Consider the following 16,536-nt stretch of genomic DNA (forward strand, 5'->3'; position numbering starts at 1 on the left):
TTGGTATGTTGACAAAAAATGATTATCTTTGCAAACCGGTTTTACTTTGCTAATAAAATTAATACACAAATAATTGGAGATGGCAAAAACGAAGATTTTGTTTGTTACCCACGAGATGTCGCCTTTCCTCGAACTAAGTAAAATTTCTGAAATCACCCGACAATTGCCCCAGGCCATGCAGGAAAAAGGATATGAAATCCGGATTCTGATGCCGCGCTTCGGGAACATCAACGAGCGCCGGAACCGCTTACACGAGGTGATTAGGCTGTCTGGGATGAACATTGTCGTAGACAATAACGACAATCCGTTGATTATTAAAGTTGCTTCCATTCCGGCAGCACGCATGCAGGTGTATTTTCTCGACAACGAGGAATATTTCCAACGCAAGCATGTATTCTGTGATGAGTGCGGAAAGTTTTTCGAAGACAACAACGAACGTACCGTGTTTTTCTGTAAGGGGGCACTGGAAACGGTAAAAAAATTGGGATGGGCACCAGATGTGGTCCATTGCCATGGGTGGATGAGTACGCTGATTCCAGCTTACCTAAAAACAGCGTATAAAGACGATCCGACTTTTAAGGATGCAAAGGTGATTTATTCCCTGTATAAGGAAGAGTTTAACCATTCCTTGGGTGAAAATTTTGCAGAAATTGCGCTCACCGGTAATATGACGGCCGATGATGTAGCTCCCTATGGTTCCGGCGATTATGCGGGGCTGTACCAGGGTGCATTAGCTTATTCCGATGCCGTGGTTCTCACGGGTGACGATGTCGATAAACAACTGTTAAATATTGTTAAAAAGAGCGATATTCTGTCATTTGAGGTGGATGATAACCAAGAATTCGAAAATTATTGCAACCTTTACGAACAATTTTCAAGCGTGGAGCTTGAGACGGAAGTAGAAGCATAATTTTGGATTTAATATTCTTGTTACGAATGAGGAATCATACCAAGGACTTATTAACCCTGTTGATAAGTCTTTTTGTTTTGGGAGGTTGTACGAACCCTTCGGGAATCGGACTGGATGTAGACCCCGATGATCAGATAACCGGTGACATAATCGATTCGCTGACGTTGCAAGCAGTCACCTTGCTGGATGACAGCACCCGTTCATCTTCTTTTAGTCAAACCGCATTCGGCTGGTTTGACGATCCGGCTATCGGAAAGACAGTTGCGGATCTCGCCCTGGCGATCGGTAAGCCTTCTTCGGGATCTGCACCACGCATCCGCCCCGATGCGGAAATCGATTCGGTGATTCTTGTACTCCCATTTGGAAGAGAATATTTTGGGGATACGGTCAATACCACGTTCCCATTGCAGGTACGGCAGTTGAAAGAGGTTTATACTGACGGCACCTATTCCACCAAGCAATGGTCGGTCGAGGAAGAAGTGATCGGTACTAAAACCGTACCCCGGTTTGCGTATAAGCTGAGCGACAGTGTGCAGGTACGTAAATACATTGACGGGAAAGATTCAACGATAAAAGATATCCCACAACTGCGTATATCGCTATCTGCTGAGTTTTTCAGATCATTGTTCAGCAATACGGTTGATTCGGCAACACTGTCCACCGAAGCTGGTTTCAATAATCATGTCAAGGGGCTTTACGTAAGCGTGGATGAAAGCGCAATGTCAGGAATAGGCGGAATTGTGACCTTTCAGGGTGTTTCTGGCACAACCGGAATCGAGCTTACTTACCGGCAGCCCAATGGAAAGGAAGGGGACGATGCCGGTATCGACACCGTCCGGACATTCCTACCGACAACGGTAACTGCATCGGACGGTTATAATACCACTACGTATCGACGGCTTACTTCAAGTATCCGGCGTACCTATACCGCCGATGTACAGGCCCAGTTGGAGAATCCCGAAGGAAATTTTGAAAAATTATACCTGCAGGCGCCTGCAGGACTTCGTACCCGGTTGCGGATTCCTTACATCGATAAGCTGAAAGGACGCAATATTGCGGTAAACAAAGCCGAACTGGTGCTGTATTTGGACGAGGCGGAAGGAGTGGAGTGGGATATTCCTGCACCGAGGCTTACGTTATACCGTGAAGACATCGCTGGGCAACGGCAACCCGTGCCGGATGGTGATTCACGTACCAATGGGACCAATTTTGTCGGCGATGGCCGTAGCATCTTTTATCGATCCGGCGGCAACTGGCGTGCTTTCGGTGGCGCAATTGACCGGGACAAGCGCCGCTATGTGTTTCATCTGACATCCTACATCCAGGACCTGTTATTGGGAAAAATAAATAGTAATGAGTTTTTTATCGCTCCGGCGGCCCTTTCTGATGATCGGACGGTACCTTATTACCCGGTGCTGAACACAGGCAGCCGGGCGATTCTCCGGAATGGGGAAGCGGTAGGTGCTAAAATGCAATTGAACATTTACTATACGCAGGTCGGAGATTAACACGCTGGCAAACGCAAAGACTACTTGATGCCCACGGATACACGAATCATCCGTGGGCATTCGTCGTGTATCCGTGGCTACCATAAACGCCACTGGTGCACAGATAAACACTAATCTTCCGCATACATTCGTGCATCCGTGGCAGAAGATCAGAATATCCCCAATACTTTTTTATCGGATTGTTGGCTGTGCTTCCGGTTTGCAGGGAAGCTGGGTTTGACTTTGGTGTTTATCTCCGGCGAACCAACCAATGTCATCGCACAGCGGAAGCCGGTCATGGCATTGGATTCGTCCTGCTGCATAAAACGGCGGGTGGCAGGGTTAAGCCAATACGCACGATCATTCCAGGAACCGCCTTTATATACCCTTGATTTATCGTTGACCAAGGTCGTAACGCCATAGAGTTCGCTGTTGGCTTCGTCGGCATATCCCCGTACATCGTTGTTAAACGCAACACTTGCGGAATCGGCGGCCGAGGCCTGTAGCTCCTCCCATGTTTGTTTCCTGGGTGCCTTAGCAGGTACCCGGATCGGCCGGCCATATTTATCTTTGGCGAGCGTACCGTCAGCATCCTCATAGGCCTTGTCCATATAGACGTTGCCACGGAATGGATTAAAATCTTCGAAGTCCTCATAAGACAATTGCCGGTACACATCCCTTACCCATTCGTTTACATTGCCAGCCATGTTATACAGACCATAATCGTTGGGAAGGTAACTTGTTACAGATACCGTGATGTCTCCGCCGTCATTTAGGTACCCGGCGACCCCCATATTGTCACCACCGGTGGCTTTAAAGTTGGCCATCATGAGCCCCTGGGTCCGCCTCTTCGGTGACCGCACGCCCAACCCATTCCAGGGATATACCTTGCCGCTTTCGATGTTGCCGTATTCGGTGTTTCCGACGAGTCCCAACGCCGCATATTCCCATTCCGCTTCCGTGGGCAACCGGTAGGGTTGCTTAAGTACACCGTCTTCCATTCGCACGGGCCGGCGGGCACCATCTTCAGCACCCGGTCTATTGTCTTTTGGCATCTTTTCACCGTCGATGCCTTCCCCCCGGTATTGGCCATTGAGGTAAATATCGGTGTTGAACGGTTCGTTGGGACGAGCCTGGGATTCAGCCAGCTCCCGGTATCCAACCAACGCTCCTTTTTGGCGGAGAATGTGCTCGTTGACACGGTCGGTGCGCCAAATGCAGTAGTCATTAGCCTGTTCCCACGTTACCCCCACCACGGGATAATCCTGGTATGCGGGATGGCGGAGGTAGAGGTCTACATACGGTTCGTTGTAAGAAAGGGGCTGACGCCATACCAGTGTATCCGGTAGCGCATTGTAATAAAGTTCTTTGTCTTCCGGGAAATTTTGGTTGAGCCAGTGAAGATATTCCAGCCAATCGGCATTGGATACTTCGGTTTCGTCCATATAGAAAGATGCTACCGTTACCCGGCGCTTCAGATTGTCATGTGCATACGTAATGTCTTCGTTTAAGCTACCTCCCATTACGAAGGTACCTCCCTCGATGACCACTAATCCCGGTCCGGGACCTTCCTTTACCTTTCTATTTATTTGTAAGCCACCATTATATGGGTCATTGTAGGCAACGCCGGTTTTAGACGATACGCCACTTCGGTTCTTACAGGCAGTGATAAATATCCCGCAAAATAACAATATAAGGAAAGGGATAAAATATGTATTTCTTGTCTTCATTCGGTATATCAAAAGGCACGTTCTTTCCAGAAACCAAAATTAAATAAATTTATTGAAGTTAATTGCATCGTTTTGACTCAAATTTCATACCATTTGAGATTGTACGGGTAATTGGCTATGTTTGGGAGATCATGAAAATAAAAGTAGGATTCGGTTTTGACGTGCACCAGTTGAAGGAAGACCATCCCTTTATGCTGGGAGGAGTACAGGTGGCGCATCATTCCGGTGCTTTCGGACATTCCGATGCCGACGTACTGGTGCATGCGATATGCGATGCCCTTTTAGGCGCGGCCAATTTGGGTGATATCGGGCATCATTTTCCCAATACGGATGAACGGTGGCGGGGCATCAGTAGTTTGGTGTTGTTGACGGAATGCGTGCGCTTGCTTAACGACAAAGGATGGACTTTGGGTAATGTGGATGCCATGCTATGTCTGGAAGCTCCCAAAATAAAACCCTACATCCCCCAAATGAAGGAGCACATTGCAAAGGCTGCGGGCTTATCGGTGGACGATGTATCCATCAAAGCGACCACCAATGAAACCATGGGATTTGTCGGCAGGCAAGAAGGGGTTGTGGCCTATGCCGTCTGTCTGATCGAACGGAATCAGTAATCATCCTGCCACTCGATTTCGAGGGTTTCTTTATAGGAAAACTTCAGTAAGTGTCGTATCAATACACCTTTGATTTGCTCAAGTGCCTCCGTATTGGTCGCTTCGATTTCGAAGACAAGCATTTCCGGCTGAGCAGTCATGGAACAGATGCCCTGGGGAAAAACCGCACGACCGGTTGTTTCGGTATATTCGGTTTCGATTTTATGCCGGAAATGCCGGCATAACTTGCCAATGTAACTGCTGGCCAGGGAGGTGCGGATGTGTGTGGTGGAACGTTTCATATAGATATGCCTGTTTGCTGTTTATTTTCGGACTAAGATATCTTTTGGGCGGTAGCCATAGTATTTCAGGAACGCGTTGGAAAAATGGGAAATATCCCGATAGCCGACTTCGTAGGCTATTTCGCTGATTGTGTGTTGCCCGTCTTTCAATAGCGAAAGGGCCAGTTTCATCTTTTTGTGAATCACATATTGATAGATGGTTTGGTTGTAATACGCTTTGAAGCCCACCTTTAATTTATATTCGTTGAGCATGACCAATTTGGAAAGGGTGGGAATGAGCGGAGGGTTTACGAAATGATCATCCAGAATCTGCCGGGCTTCCACGAGTTTGGGTATATCCGAAGCGGGGATAGGCAAACTACCCGTTTCCGGCTGTACAAGGGATAAAAATTGCTCCAGTTGGATGACCAGTATTTCCTTTATTTTGGCTTCCAGCAACAGCCGGGAAAGCCTACCCTGCCTATTGGCCGCCGTAATCTCGGCCAGTACGCATTTGACGGCTGGCGTGAGTTTAAATGGCCCCGGTGAAAAATAGGTGTGCTCTTTCTTTTGGACCTTAGTGACAAAATCCTGATGCAGTATTGATTCTTTGCGGATCAGATTAAAATAGAAATTCTCCGAAAGAATAATGCAGACATAATGGATTTCCTGTCCTGCCGGCATCAGGTACCGTCCGTTGAAATCGGGAGTATAAGAGATGTTATGGTATTTCAATGTGGCGGGATGAAGCGGATCCAGGCTTTCGACTTCAAATTCGATCGTCCCATTTAAGCCGAAGTTGAGTAGGATATTGCTGCCCTCAACGCGAAAAATATCTTCGGTATCTTTTCGAAAGCTCATTTTGCAGTTGGCAATAATCAGTCCCGACGTGGTCAGGTAATGGGCCTCCATGTACCGGACGGCTGGATGGTCTAGGGTATTGATCCCTTCTTTAACCTCACTATCAGGAAGATAATCATCGCCGACTTCCAGGTGGTAGATCCAGCCCGGTATACCGATTATGCGTGAGGTCAACTTCATGAATTTGTTTCAATCTGGTAATTTCGGATTGGCAGCAGCTTAACCCTTTTTTACAAATAATAATACCGATCACGCAAGCGGACTCCTCAAGCAGACCGTATTTTTGCTGCAAATTTATTTATAATAAATCTAAATACGGTATTTGGATGGTTAAAATTTACAATTGAAATGATAGTTAATCTTATTCGGCCTGCCTTTGTATGTTTTTTATTGTGCATCTCATTGGTTTATGCCCAACGGCGTGAAACCGCGAAAGCCATCGGTTATGTACATGACAGCGAGGGCAATCCCCTGACCGAGGCCGTCGTGCATTTAAGAAACACTTCGTATAGCACCGAAGTAGATGATAAGGGCCATTTCGTGCTGTTAGTGCAACCAGGAGAATATGAACTGGTTGTTTCTTCCATAGGCTATTTGTCTAAAACGGTGTCGGTATCCTTAAAAAACGGAGAAAATAAACTCGGCCATTTGATGCTTAAATCCGATCCAAACATGGTGATCGATCAGGTGGTCATTACGGGTAAATCAGCCATCGCGGAGGTACGCGAGACGCCGTTCAATGTGGTGGCGCTGGATGCCAGATCGCAGTATAACTCCACGCTGGATTTGGCGCACTTGCTGGATAAGGCGTCCGGTGTCAAAATCCGGGAAACCGGCGGGGTAGGATCGGATATGAGCATTACCCTCAATGGGTTTACAGGCCGGAACATCCGTGTTTTTATCGACGGAGTACCCATGCAGGGGATGGGATCCGCTTTTCAGCTGAACAATATACCGGTTAACATGGCCGAGCGGATCGAAGTGTATAAAGGAGTGGTACCGATCGAGTTTGGGGCGGATGCATTGGGGGGTGTCATCAATATCGTTACCAACCGTACCAGCAATACCACGCTAGACGCTTCCTACGCTTATGGATCGTTCAACACTCACAAGAGTAACGTCAGTTTCAACCATACGTTTAAGTCGGGGGTATCCCTTCAGGTGAGTGCTTTCCAGAACTATTCTGACAATAATTATAAGGTAAAGACCACCTATCGCATCTTTGCGGCCGAAAAAACGCCTGGAACGGATGAAAATGGCAACACCATACCCTGGCAATCCGGTTCTTCCTGGTCGCCGGACTCGGCTTGGTTCAGGCGTTTCCACGACACCTATCGGAATGAGACCCTTATCGCGAAGGTAGGCATTGTCGGCAAACCCTGGGCAGACCGGCTGCTCTTGGGGCTTACCATGGGGCAGGTGCATAAGGATGTCCAGAATGGGGCGGAGATGAAATTTGTCTATGGCGAACGTACCGCGCACAGCAGATCCGTGCTGCCTTCGTTTGTGTATGACAAGCGGAACCTGATTGTGGATGGATTGAGTGTGCGGGTGACGGGAAATTATAACTACGAGAAGGCCGGGAGTGTTGACACGACTTCCTACAAATACAGCTGGAGCGGGGACAGAAGGCTGATCAAAGATTTGCGGGGGTTGAGTAATTCCTATGGAGAGGCCAGTTTCGGACTGAGTGAATACGCAAGCAGCAACGAGTCTGGCACCGTTAATATCGGGTACCGCATCAACCAAAGCCATTCGATTGCGGTCAACAACGTACTGACGCATTACCTGCGTAAGCCCGATATTGCCAGCATTGCACAGACCATCTATCCGGATCTGCCAACTGCTGCGGATAGCATGACGCGTACCAGTTTCAAGAATACGCTGGGTTTGGAATACCGGTACACGTTTAAACGGAAGTGGAATACCAATGTTTTTGCCAAACATTACCTGAATAAGGCATCGGGTCCGGAAACGGGAACCAATACGGAGACGGCTGCAGAATATACCTACCGCAGAAAGGAAGACGCCGGAAAGATCGGCTACGGAATTGCGACCACCTATTTTTTCCGTGACCTGCAATTGAAGGCTTCTGCCGAGAAAGCGTACCGCCTGCCCACTGACCGGGAACTGTTCGGGGACGAGATACTGGAAGAGGGGAATATCAAGCTGAAACCGGAGGAATCCAATAATTACAACATCGGCTTTACACTGAACAAGGAACTGAACCCCGCTTTTACGGTGTATGTGGATTGGTCGGGCTATTACCGGGACACCTACAATTTCATACAGACGATATTGGCAAGGGTTGGGGATGACGTAAACGGTAATTCCATTTACCGGCGCACCAACCATGGCCGGGTAACGCGCCTGGGCACCGACATAGAGGGGCGATTGTATTACAAAAATAAGGCAACCATCGGAGCGACCCTGACCTACATGGATATCCGTGACAAATCCTATTTTTCCGACGAGGCAGGGAAGATAGAAAATGGCAATTACGGCTATCGGATGCCCAATCTTCCCTATTTCTTCTGGAATGCTGACGCAGCTTATTACCTGCACGATCTGTTTGGCACAGGAAATACACTTAACCTGAATTATACGCTCAATTACGTAGATAAAATCTACCGGAACGCCCTGGCGTATGGCGATCGGTCGTCCAAGGATTTTATCCCCAAACAATTGTTCAGTGATTTTACCGCGACCTACATCATGCAGAATGGGAAGTACAACATCTCCTTTGAGGTACGGAACATTGAAGATGCCATGCTGTACGACAATTTTAGTTTGCAGAAGCCCGGAAGAAGTTTCGCGGTCAAGCTCCGGTATTTTTTCATCAAAAGGAACCAATAAATACGAGTATACACTATGTTCCGTTACATCATCCTGTTGTACAAATTTGAGACTTGCCCGATGGTAGTCAATGGCCGTATTCGTGATGATTTTGCCCATCCACGAGGTAAAAGGTTTCGATTCGTCAAAGCGGTCAATGTGGCTGAATATTTTCAGGAAACTTTCGCTCAGGATATCCGATGCTTCGTCCGAGTTGCGGGCATACCGCCGGCATATACCCATAGCATAGCTGTGGAAATGCCTGAACAAAGCATATTGGCTTTCTTGATCGTGCTTTCGGCAACCGGCAATATACTTTTGTACTACTTCTTCATTAACTGTCGGCAAGCGTTTTTTTCCAGTTTTTAGCAATAATACGTTGAATTTCAGCAAAAGGTTGCCTTGCGGAAATTATTTTTTTTATTCCGGAAAGGGAGGCAACCAATCTTCGGTAGCTGCCGTATTGTGGAATATAAAACAGTCCTAAAATTGATGATATCATGGTAACGATGAAATTCAATCCCATTCGAATTGCATGGACAATGGTCGTGGCAATTTGCTTCACGGGCGTTTCCTGCAATGACGACGATCAACCCGAACCGGGACCCTTACAAACGGGGATTTTGGTGAAAGCCGATGCAACATTCGGTCAGATCCTTACAGACAGTGCGGGGCAGGTTTTGTACATTTTCTCACGGGATGCGGATGGAAATTCTGCGTGTGCGGGTAATTGTCTGACGCTATGGCCGAAATACTACAGCAGTCATGCAGCTTCCAGCGAGGGGATCGACAGCGAAGACATCGGCACTACCACCTTAGCCGACGGTTCGCTGCAAACCACGTACAAAGGCTGGCCATTGTACTACTACGCCAACGACGAAGTGCCGGGTGACATACGGGGGGATGGTGTAGGCGGCAATTGGTTCGTGGCCAAACCGGACTATTCGGTGTTGCTGGTGCAGAACCAACTGGTAGGAGGCGACGGCACGGCCTATACGGCTGATCTGATGCCCGGTGAAGGACTGACATCATACCTGGTAGATGCCTTTGGAAGGACCTTGTACGGCTTTGTCAACGACCGGTATAATACGAACAATTTTACCAGAGAAGATTTCAGTAACAACGGCGTGTGGCCGGTTTACGAATCGGATGTCCAATCGGTACCTTCCACCACCGATCCGGAAGATTTTGCGGAAATATCCGTATTCGGGCGGACGCAGCTCACCTATAAGGGATGGCCACTCTACTATTTTGGGCAGGATGGCGCTCGGGGAGAGACCAAAGGAATTGATTTTCCGGCGCTGGGAATCTGGCCGGTGTTGAATCCCGATTCGCCGGAAGCTACAGCGCCTTAGGCGATACAAGTAACTAAAAACTAACGCTATATTCTATACGCTATGAAGCAGATCGTAAAACGTACTGCATGGTTCCTATTCGTGACGTGCTGCCTGGCCGGCTGTGGGAAAGACGGCGACGGTCCCAGTCCTGAACCTCCACCGGGGAACGGAGGAGAGGGGGTAACAGTGGATAATGTGACCTATGCAAACTTTGCGGGGGGATTATTTCAATCCCGTTGCAGCAGTTGCCATACCGGATCAGGGCCAGGTACGGTTCAATGGGTTTTTTCGGGATATGGTTCCGTGCGTGATAATCTGGCGCGCATCAATGATGCGGTCATTGTGCGTAAGATCATGCCGCAAGACGGAAGTTTGACCAATAGGCAGTTCGAGTTATTAAAGGCATGGATTGACAAAGGTGCCCCCCAATGAAAAAACTAATTGTTTGGTTTTTCGTGTTATTCCTGTGCCGCCAAGTGGCGGCACAGGATATCTTGGTGGATAAAGCCAGTCGCGTTTCTTTTTTCTCTGAGGCACCGCTGGAAAACATTGCCGCGGTGACGTCAAAAGCGGTCTCGGCATTGGGTATCACAACTTATGAGGTCGCATTCAAGGTACCGGTCACTTCCTTTGAATTTGAAAAGCAACTGATGCGGGAACATTTCAACGAAAACTATCTTGAAAGTGAGAAATATCCGTATGCCACATTTGGGGGTAAAATCAACGAGCAGATTGACTGGAATGTTGGAGGTATACAGCAGGTAACGGTCGTCGGAAACTTGGATATCCACGGCGTGAAGAGACGTTATACCACGCAGGCGACCCTCGAAGTGACCGATACTGCCATACATGCCCATGCTAAATTCAACGTGAAGCTAACCAATCATGGCATCAAAATACCGCGGGTTGTTGTTAAAAACATTGCCGAAGAAGTCGAAGTTGAAGTCTCAGCTACTTATCCAAAATGATCATATCCGATGAATATTCCTACATATAAGACACTTTTATCCATTGCTATGCAACTAGCGGTGTACATGCCCGTATCGGCCCAGCGTGATATCGAAAAAGCACTGGGCAGTGATACCGCTGCACAAGAACGGCAAGCGGTGATCGCAACCTTTAAAACGACACGGATCATCAACAGCCAGTCCATAGAGACCATTCATAAACATGAACTTGATTTCAAGGTAGACCACCGGTTTGGCGATGTAGCCGGCGCGAATGGTGGCGCCCGGAATTTCTTTGGGTTGGATAACTCCACGGATATCAAAATCGGATTCGAGTATGGAATTACAGATTACCTAAATGTGGGAATTGCCCGTGCCAAGGGGGCTACCCGCGTATCCCAGCTGTATGAGACCAATCTGAAATACCGGCTGTTGCGACAGACGGGGGATGGTAAGATGCCGCTTTCCATGACGGTTTATGCCAGCATGACCATCCCGGGTGTAAAGGCCGATCAGCAGAACCCCGGTGAAGCGATTTCATACAGACAGTTTCCGGATCGGTTAAACGTTGTAGGTCAACTCATCTTGGCCCGGAAATTCGGCACCCATTTCTCGTTGGCGCTGCATCCCACTTATATCCGCCGTAACACCACCGCTGATTACGACGGTGAGAACAACCTGTTTGCAATGGGAATAGGAGGAAGGTTGAAGGTGAGCAGGCGTATGGCGCTGGTGATGGATTATTTTTTACCTTTTCGTTCAACGGCAAGCAAGGAAAGGTACGAAGATGCCATCGCCACGCTATATAATCCGTTGGGCATCGGGCTGGAAATCGAAACCGGCGGTCATGTGTTCAACCTTAATTTTACGAATGCAACCGCTATTCAGGAGATGCAGTATATCCCGGAAACAACCTCATCCTGGATTAAAGGACAGTTCCGGTGGGGATTCACGATATCCAGGAGGTTTTCCCTGGACGACTGAAGATTACCGTTGGCGTGTGACGGCGCGTATAACGGTATAGATACTGATACACACACCGGCAAGGGCAAACAACGCTGTCCAAAGCGGCTTTTCGGCATTGCGAGATTGATCGATACGATATCCGATATAGGTAAACAGGCCGATAATAGCAAGCATCTGGAAGCCTACACCTGTAAAATAGGCATATTTTCCCAATGTATTATTCGGCGATCGCTTTGGGCTTTTCATAGGCAATAAGCTTCACATCGGGTAATTGGCCCGGAAGTCCCAAACTTTTGCTGGTCGTGCACTTTCCACTGATGGAAGCACCGTCTTCGACAACGAAGCGCATCGCCTCGATATCACCCTGTATCGACGCTGAATGGTTGAGCTGAAGGAGTTCTTTGGCGATAATCTGGCCCTTGACTGCACCTGAAATTTCACCGGAATGGCAGGTGATATTGCCTAAAATTTTCCCTTCGTCCCCGATGACCAATTTGGCTGTGCAGGTGACGTTTCCCTGTATCTGGCCATCAATGCGCAAATCACCCGTGGTGCTGACATCTCCGGTGATTTCGGTACCCTGTGCAATCAGGTTAAAGCTGTTTCCCCGTTGTTCTTGCAGTTTTTCATTTTTTCTGTTCACAAACATGTTGGTGATGTTTAGGTAAATACAATGTTTCAAAAAGCGATGTAATCGGTGGGGTTTACCGGGTTTCCATTGTACCACAACTCGAAATGGAGGTGTGGACCCGTACTCAACTCTCCCGTATTGCCCGCGAAGGCGATTACCTCCCCACCACGTACAAAGCTACCAACTTTTTTGATAATCGACGCGCAATGTTTATAAAGTGACAGTAAATTATTGCCATGCTGGATAATGGCTACATAACCGGTCTCGGGCGTGTAGGATGCAAAAACCACATGCCCGCTCAGGGTAGACCGGATAGGCTCGTTTAGCTTTACCGCAATATCTACCGCATAGTGTTGTTCTTTGGCGTTGAAACTGGAACTGATGATCCCCTTAATAGGGCTATAGAATGTATAGGATGAGATACCGGTACGGGCATTGGCCTGATTTTCGGGCAGGTCATAGGGGGCACCCGATTCGACAAGGTGGCGTAGCGCCAATTCATCTTCCGAAAGCCCCTTTTCGGGGTCTTTGCCGTTGGGTGCAGTTGTGGGTTCGCTTCCTGCAGGTGCGGTTTGACGGCTTTCTTCCAAGGTCTCTCCGGCTTCGCCACCCAGTACGTTCCGCAGGTTGGTGAGGTAAATGTCATTTGCATGCGCCACCTGTTCCATGGAATCGATACGCGCATACGCAGCAATTAGTCGGCTCCTGTCATACGCATTCAACGACGAACCGATAACATATTCGCGTAGGGGTGTGGCCCGGATCAGCAGGGTCGTAAAAATAATCAACACCGCTACGGCTGAAACTGTGCCGGTGAGCCAGTACCACAATTTGCCGGTAAAAGCAGCTTTTTCGGCAAAGGTTTCTTCGTGGAGAATGATCAACTTGTAGCGCGAATTCAGTGCTTTTGCAAGTTTGTTTTTTTGTTTAGCCAATGCTGTTTCTTATTAGTGCCGTTGGGTAAATGCAGTTTCGCGCAAAGCCGCAGAGCCGCGAAGAGGCTTTCTTTGTGTCTTCGTTCCTTTGCGTGAAATTTCAAGCCGCAAAGTCTCAAAATAATTGGTACTTTTGCGTGTGTATTCCCAGCAAAGGTATTCAATTTTTACAGCACATTGGTTAAGAAATATAATCGCGATGGTGCTGGTATCCGGTATGGCGATGGCTTGTTCTGTAAAAAAACAGGCCGATGGACAAGAATATGATCTGATGGAAAATCTGACGGCCCGGTATAACATCGTATACCATGGACGCGAGATCATTGCCGATGTGGAACGGGAAAATTTTGCCTCCCATCGGGATAATTACCAGCAATTGCTTCCTGTACTGATTGAGCCGACGGAGGCAACCGCTTCGGCCAATACTCGCCTGATGGATTCCGTGATTGGGAAGGCATTGGATATCATCAATCGAAAGGCACGGAGTAAGTACATCAACGAGGCATACCTGCTTACAGGTAAAGCCAACTACCTGAAGGGAAATTACTACAATGCGGTTGAATTTTTTTCCTATGTGGCGAATACGTTTGCTGATCAGCCTGAATACCGGCAGGCGGCACTGATATGGAAGGCTCGGTCTTTCATGCAGCTGGGCAACCTCGCGGAAGCCGGTTTGGTACTGGATACGGTATTTACAGGTTTAGAGACAGAGAAAAAATCGGTTGGGCTTGCATTTGCTACGCAGGCCAACTATTATTTATTGACGCACGACGAAGAATCTGCAATCACCATGCTGATGCAGGCACTTGACCATACAGGGCATAAGCCGACCAAACTCCGTTGGCATTTCCTGTTGGGGCAATTGCTCGAAAAACAGGGCCGTATGGAAGAGGCATATGCACATTACAGCCGGGTTGTCAGGAGCAATGCACCGTATGAAATGTCTTTTCATGCCGGATTGAACCGGGTATTTTTGGTCACGGCGGATAACGCGTCGGCTGAAGATCGGGTACGCTTACTGCGGCGTATGTTACGGGATGGAAAGAATGCTTCATTCAAAGATCAGCTATACTACCAGATAGGGGAGGTTTTCTATGCTGACGGTAATGTGCCTGAGGCGTTGGCCAATTACGAAAAGGCGCTACGGTCGTTCAATGATAACCGGTATCAGGCAGTAAGGACTTATCTTAAGCTGGCAGATCACTATTTTGGACAAGCGGATTACCCAACGGCAAAATTGTATTACGATAGTGTAGGGATGTCGCTGCCGGCTGATTTTCCGGATGCGGGGGCTGTCCAGCGTAAAATTGCGAACTTGGATGAGTTGATCGGGCAGCTTCGGATTATTGCTCACCAGGACAGCCTGCAATACCTGGCAAGGTTGGATGAAGGACGCCGCCAAGCGGAGCTGGATAGCCTGATTACGCGAACCTATGCTCAGATCGAGGCAGCGAAACCAAAGTCGAAGCAATCTGGGTCTTCACGGTCGACCGACCGCCTCCCGTTTGATGATCTTCCGGGTATGGCGGCTTCTTATACGGATAACCGCTTTTATTTTAATAACCCGGACGCAATGGGAATGGGGCAGGCGGAATTCAGGCGGAGGTGGGGGAATCGTCAGCTGCGGGATAACTGGCGTTTCAGCGATATGACCGGCGGTGTGCAAGCAAATGCCAGCAATCCGGTCGTTCAGGAAGAACAGACCAGTCCGTTGGCGGATACGGTGGCGACCGACAGTACTGCGTGGGCCAGCCAGCTTCGGGAGCGCTACCTGCTTGACTTACCAAATACGGAGGAAAAAATGGCGTTGTCAAACGGCCAGATCCACGATGCCTTGCTCCGTGTCGGGGCCATTTACCGGGATGACCTGCGGGACCATAAAGAAGCGGCGGATGCGTACGAAGCCTTGCTGGAACGGTATCCCGATACCAAAGAGGCACCACTCGTTTACTATAACCTGTACCGGTTATATCTGGATGTCGACGAACAGCGAGCGGCCTATTACCGAGAGAAGCTATTGTCAGCATTCCCGCAATCTCTGTATAGCAACATCATCCGTGACCCGATGTATCTAGCCAAGCTGGAACAACAAAAGCAGGTGTTGGATCAGGCCTACGAACAAATCTATGTCCGCTACACCGAGCAACAATATACGGAAGTGGTGGATGAGGTAACCCGTATTCTCGAACAGGGACAGGGCAGGGAGCAGATACGCAGTCAACTGGCTTACCTCCGTGCATTGGCGTTGGGGAGGATATCCACGTTAGATACGTTTGAAAATGCCCTGTTGGAATTGGTGAAAGATTTTCCCGAAGACAGTTTGGTTACACCACTCGCGACGCAGCACCTTGCGTTTATCGAGGCTAACCGTGATACCTTGACGGGTAGAACGTATGCATTACAGGGTGTTGACACAGATAGGGAGCGGTTTGTAGACGAACCAACGATTACCCTATGGCCACAGTTGGTCATCCGCCATGGACCGGAACGGCCGAGACCCCGCAGGGAGCTGGCGGTCGGAGCCGCGGTACAAACCGGCATACGGACAAGTGGGAAGTTGGAAAATACCGGAGGCATTACGAGGCAGCAGTTGGCCCAAACGGCGGATGTTGGCGAGATTGGCCCCAGTTCCTATCGGAACCTGGAACTGCTGCCCGATTCAGCTACCTATTATTTTGTTATTAACGTGACGAGCGAGCGGGTAAACCTAGCTCCCTCCCGGTTTGGCATCGGCCAGTTCAACCGTACGCGGTATGCAGGTGCCGCGATTAGTCACCAGCTCAAAACCGTGGATGGGGAAAATCAACTGATTTACATCGGCCCCTTTTCTACCTATGAGCAGGCCAGGCTTTATGAAAGCCGTATATTGCCTATGTTACCTGACATTATGAAAATTCCGGCAGATTATTATAACACATTTGTGATTACCGAACGTAATTTTGGCACGTTATCTGATTTTGACAAAATCGACGATTACCACTCCATCTATCAGGAACAAGTGAAGGGTGATCAGTGAAGGGTGA

General features: G+C 48.6%; 16 protein-coding genes and 1 pseudogene. 9 read left to right on the forward strand and 8 right to left on the reverse strand.

What is annotated here, in order from left to right:
* Window positions 1-79: 79 nt before the first annotated feature.
* Window positions 80-910: a glycogen/starch synthase gene (locus IEX60_RS03370; RefSeq protein ID WP_188747327.1), complete on the forward strand. Its 831-nt coding sequence runs from the start codon at window positions 80-82 to the stop codon at window positions 908-910.
* A 26-nt stretch (window positions 911-936) separates the two neighbouring features.
* Window positions 937-2,418: a DUF4270 family protein gene (locus IEX60_RS03375; RefSeq protein WP_188747330.1), complete on the forward strand. Its 1,482-nt coding sequence runs from the start codon at window positions 937-939 to the stop codon at window positions 2,416-2,418.
* Between the two features lie 149 nt (window positions 2,419-2,567).
* Here the strand turns inward: IEX60_RS03375 and IEX60_RS03380 are convergent, their stop codons facing one another.
* Entirely contained in the window at window positions 2,568-4,127 is a 1,560-nt protein-coding gene (locus IEX60_RS03380; protein WP_188747339.1) for an SUMF1/EgtB/PvdO family nonheme iron enzyme, read from the reverse strand.
* Window positions 4,128-4,258: 131 nt separating this feature from the next.
* Between IEX60_RS03380 and ispF the strand changes: the two genes are divergently transcribed.
* Entirely contained in the window at window positions 4,259-4,741 is a 483-nt protein-coding gene (ispF, locus tag IEX60_RS03385; RefSeq protein ID WP_188747341.1) for a 2-C-methyl-D-erythritol 2,4-cyclodiphosphate synthase, read from the forward strand.
* On the opposite strand, the gene IEX60_RS03390 is transcribed toward ispF, so the two are convergent.
* On the reverse strand, window positions 4,735-5,022 hold the full coding sequence (locus IEX60_RS03390) for a DUF2218 domain-containing protein (RefSeq protein WP_188747344.1): 288 nt from the start codon (window positions 5,020-5,022) through the stop codon (window positions 4,735-4,737). The two genes, ispF and IEX60_RS03390, sit on opposite strands and share 7 nt — an antisense overlap.
* A 21-nt stretch (window positions 5,023-5,043) precedes the next feature.
* The gene (locus IEX60_RS03395) at window positions 5,044-6,042 is read right to left on the reverse strand and encodes a helix-turn-helix transcriptional regulator (RefSeq protein ID WP_188747347.1); all 999 of its coding nucleotides are present in this window, start codon (window positions 6,040-6,042) and stop codon (window positions 5,044-5,046) included.
* Window positions 6,043-6,210: 168 nt separating this feature from the next.
* On the opposite strand from IEX60_RS03395, the gene IEX60_RS03400 reads away from it, so the two are divergent.
* Window positions 6,211-8,718, forward strand: coding sequence for a TonB-dependent receptor plug domain-containing protein (locus IEX60_RS03400; protein WP_188747349.1), 2,508 nt, complete (start codon window positions 6,211-6,213; stop codon window positions 8,716-8,718).
* Between the two features lie 66 nt (window positions 8,719-8,784).
* On the opposite strand, the pseudogene IEX60_RS25095 reads toward IEX60_RS03400, so the two are convergent.
* Together IEX60_RS25095 and IEX60_RS03410 are read right to left on the reverse strand one after the other, a co-directional pair.
* Window positions 8,785-9,090: pseudogene (locus tag IEX60_RS25095) on the reverse strand (RNA polymerase sigma factor); the annotation flags it as partial.
* Window positions 9,032-9,199, reverse strand: coding sequence for a hypothetical protein (locus IEX60_RS03410; protein ID WP_188747351.1), 168 nt, complete (start codon window positions 9,197-9,199; stop codon window positions 9,032-9,034). The pseudogene IEX60_RS25095 and the gene IEX60_RS03410, both read right to left, overlap by 59 nt.
* On the opposite strand from IEX60_RS03410, the gene IEX60_RS03415 reads away from it, so the two are divergent.
* Genes IEX60_RS03415 through IEX60_RS03430 form a run of 4 tightly spaced genes read left to right on the forward strand, consistent with a single transcriptional unit; the run spans window position 9,198 to window position 11,965 of the window.
* Window positions 9,198-10,052, forward strand: a complete 855-nt coding sequence (locus IEX60_RS03415; protein ID WP_229717394.1) for a hypothetical protein — start codon at window positions 9,198-9,200, stop codon at window positions 10,050-10,052. The two genes, IEX60_RS03410 and IEX60_RS03415, sit on opposite strands and share 2 nt — an antisense overlap.
* 42 nt (window positions 10,053-10,094) lie before the next feature.
* Entirely contained in the window at window positions 10,095-10,466 is a 372-nt protein-coding gene (locus IEX60_RS03420) for a hypothetical protein (protein ID WP_188747353.1), read from the forward strand.
* Window positions 10,463-11,002 (forward strand): YceI family protein, encoded by a 540-nt coding sequence (locus IEX60_RS03425; RefSeq protein WP_188747355.1) that lies wholly within the window; start codon window positions 10,463-10,465, stop codon window positions 11,000-11,002. Before IEX60_RS03420 ends, IEX60_RS03425 begins: the two co-directional genes overlap by 4 nt.
* A 9-nt stretch (window positions 11,003-11,011) precedes the next feature.
* Window positions 11,012-11,965: a DUF5777 family beta-barrel protein gene (locus IEX60_RS03430; RefSeq protein ID WP_229717395.1), complete on the forward strand. Its 954-nt coding sequence runs from the start codon at window positions 11,012-11,014 to the stop codon at window positions 11,963-11,965.
* Window positions 11,966-11,968: 3 nt separating this feature from the next.
* Here the strand turns inward: IEX60_RS03430 and IEX60_RS03435 are convergent, their stop codons facing one another.
* From IEX60_RS03435 to IEX60_RS03445, 3 genes are read right to left on the reverse strand one after another with little or no spacing between them, the layout of a single operon-like run.
* Window positions 11,969-12,193 (reverse strand): AtpZ/AtpI family protein, encoded by a 225-nt coding sequence (locus IEX60_RS03435; protein ID WP_188747358.1) that lies wholly within the window; start codon window positions 12,191-12,193, stop codon window positions 11,969-11,971.
* Complete coding sequence (locus tag IEX60_RS03440; protein ID WP_188747360.1) at window positions 12,165-12,596, reverse strand: bactofilin family protein; 432 nt, start codon at window positions 12,594-12,596, stop codon at window positions 12,165-12,167. The genes IEX60_RS03435 and IEX60_RS03440 overlap by 29 nt, the downstream gene beginning before the upstream one ends.
* A gap of 29 nt (window positions 12,597-12,625) precedes the next feature.
* Entirely contained in the window at window positions 12,626-13,513 is an 888-nt protein-coding gene (locus IEX60_RS03445; protein ID WP_188747362.1) for a M23 family metallopeptidase, read from the reverse strand.
* 199 nt (window positions 13,514-13,712) lie between these two features.
* Between IEX60_RS03445 and porW the strand changes: the two genes are divergently transcribed.
* On the forward strand, window positions 13,713-16,529 hold the full coding sequence (porW, locus tag IEX60_RS03450) for a type IX secretion system periplasmic lipoprotein PorW/SprE (RefSeq protein WP_188747364.1): 2,817 nt from the start codon (window positions 13,713-13,715) through the stop codon (window positions 16,527-16,529).
* The last annotated feature ends 7 nt before the right edge of the window (window positions 16,530-16,536 follow it).

Origin of the sequence: Parapedobacter defluvii (assembly GCF_014642075.1) — a bacterium.
GTDB lineage: Bacteria > Bacteroidota > Bacteroidia > Sphingobacteriales > Sphingobacteriaceae > Parapedobacter > Parapedobacter defluvii.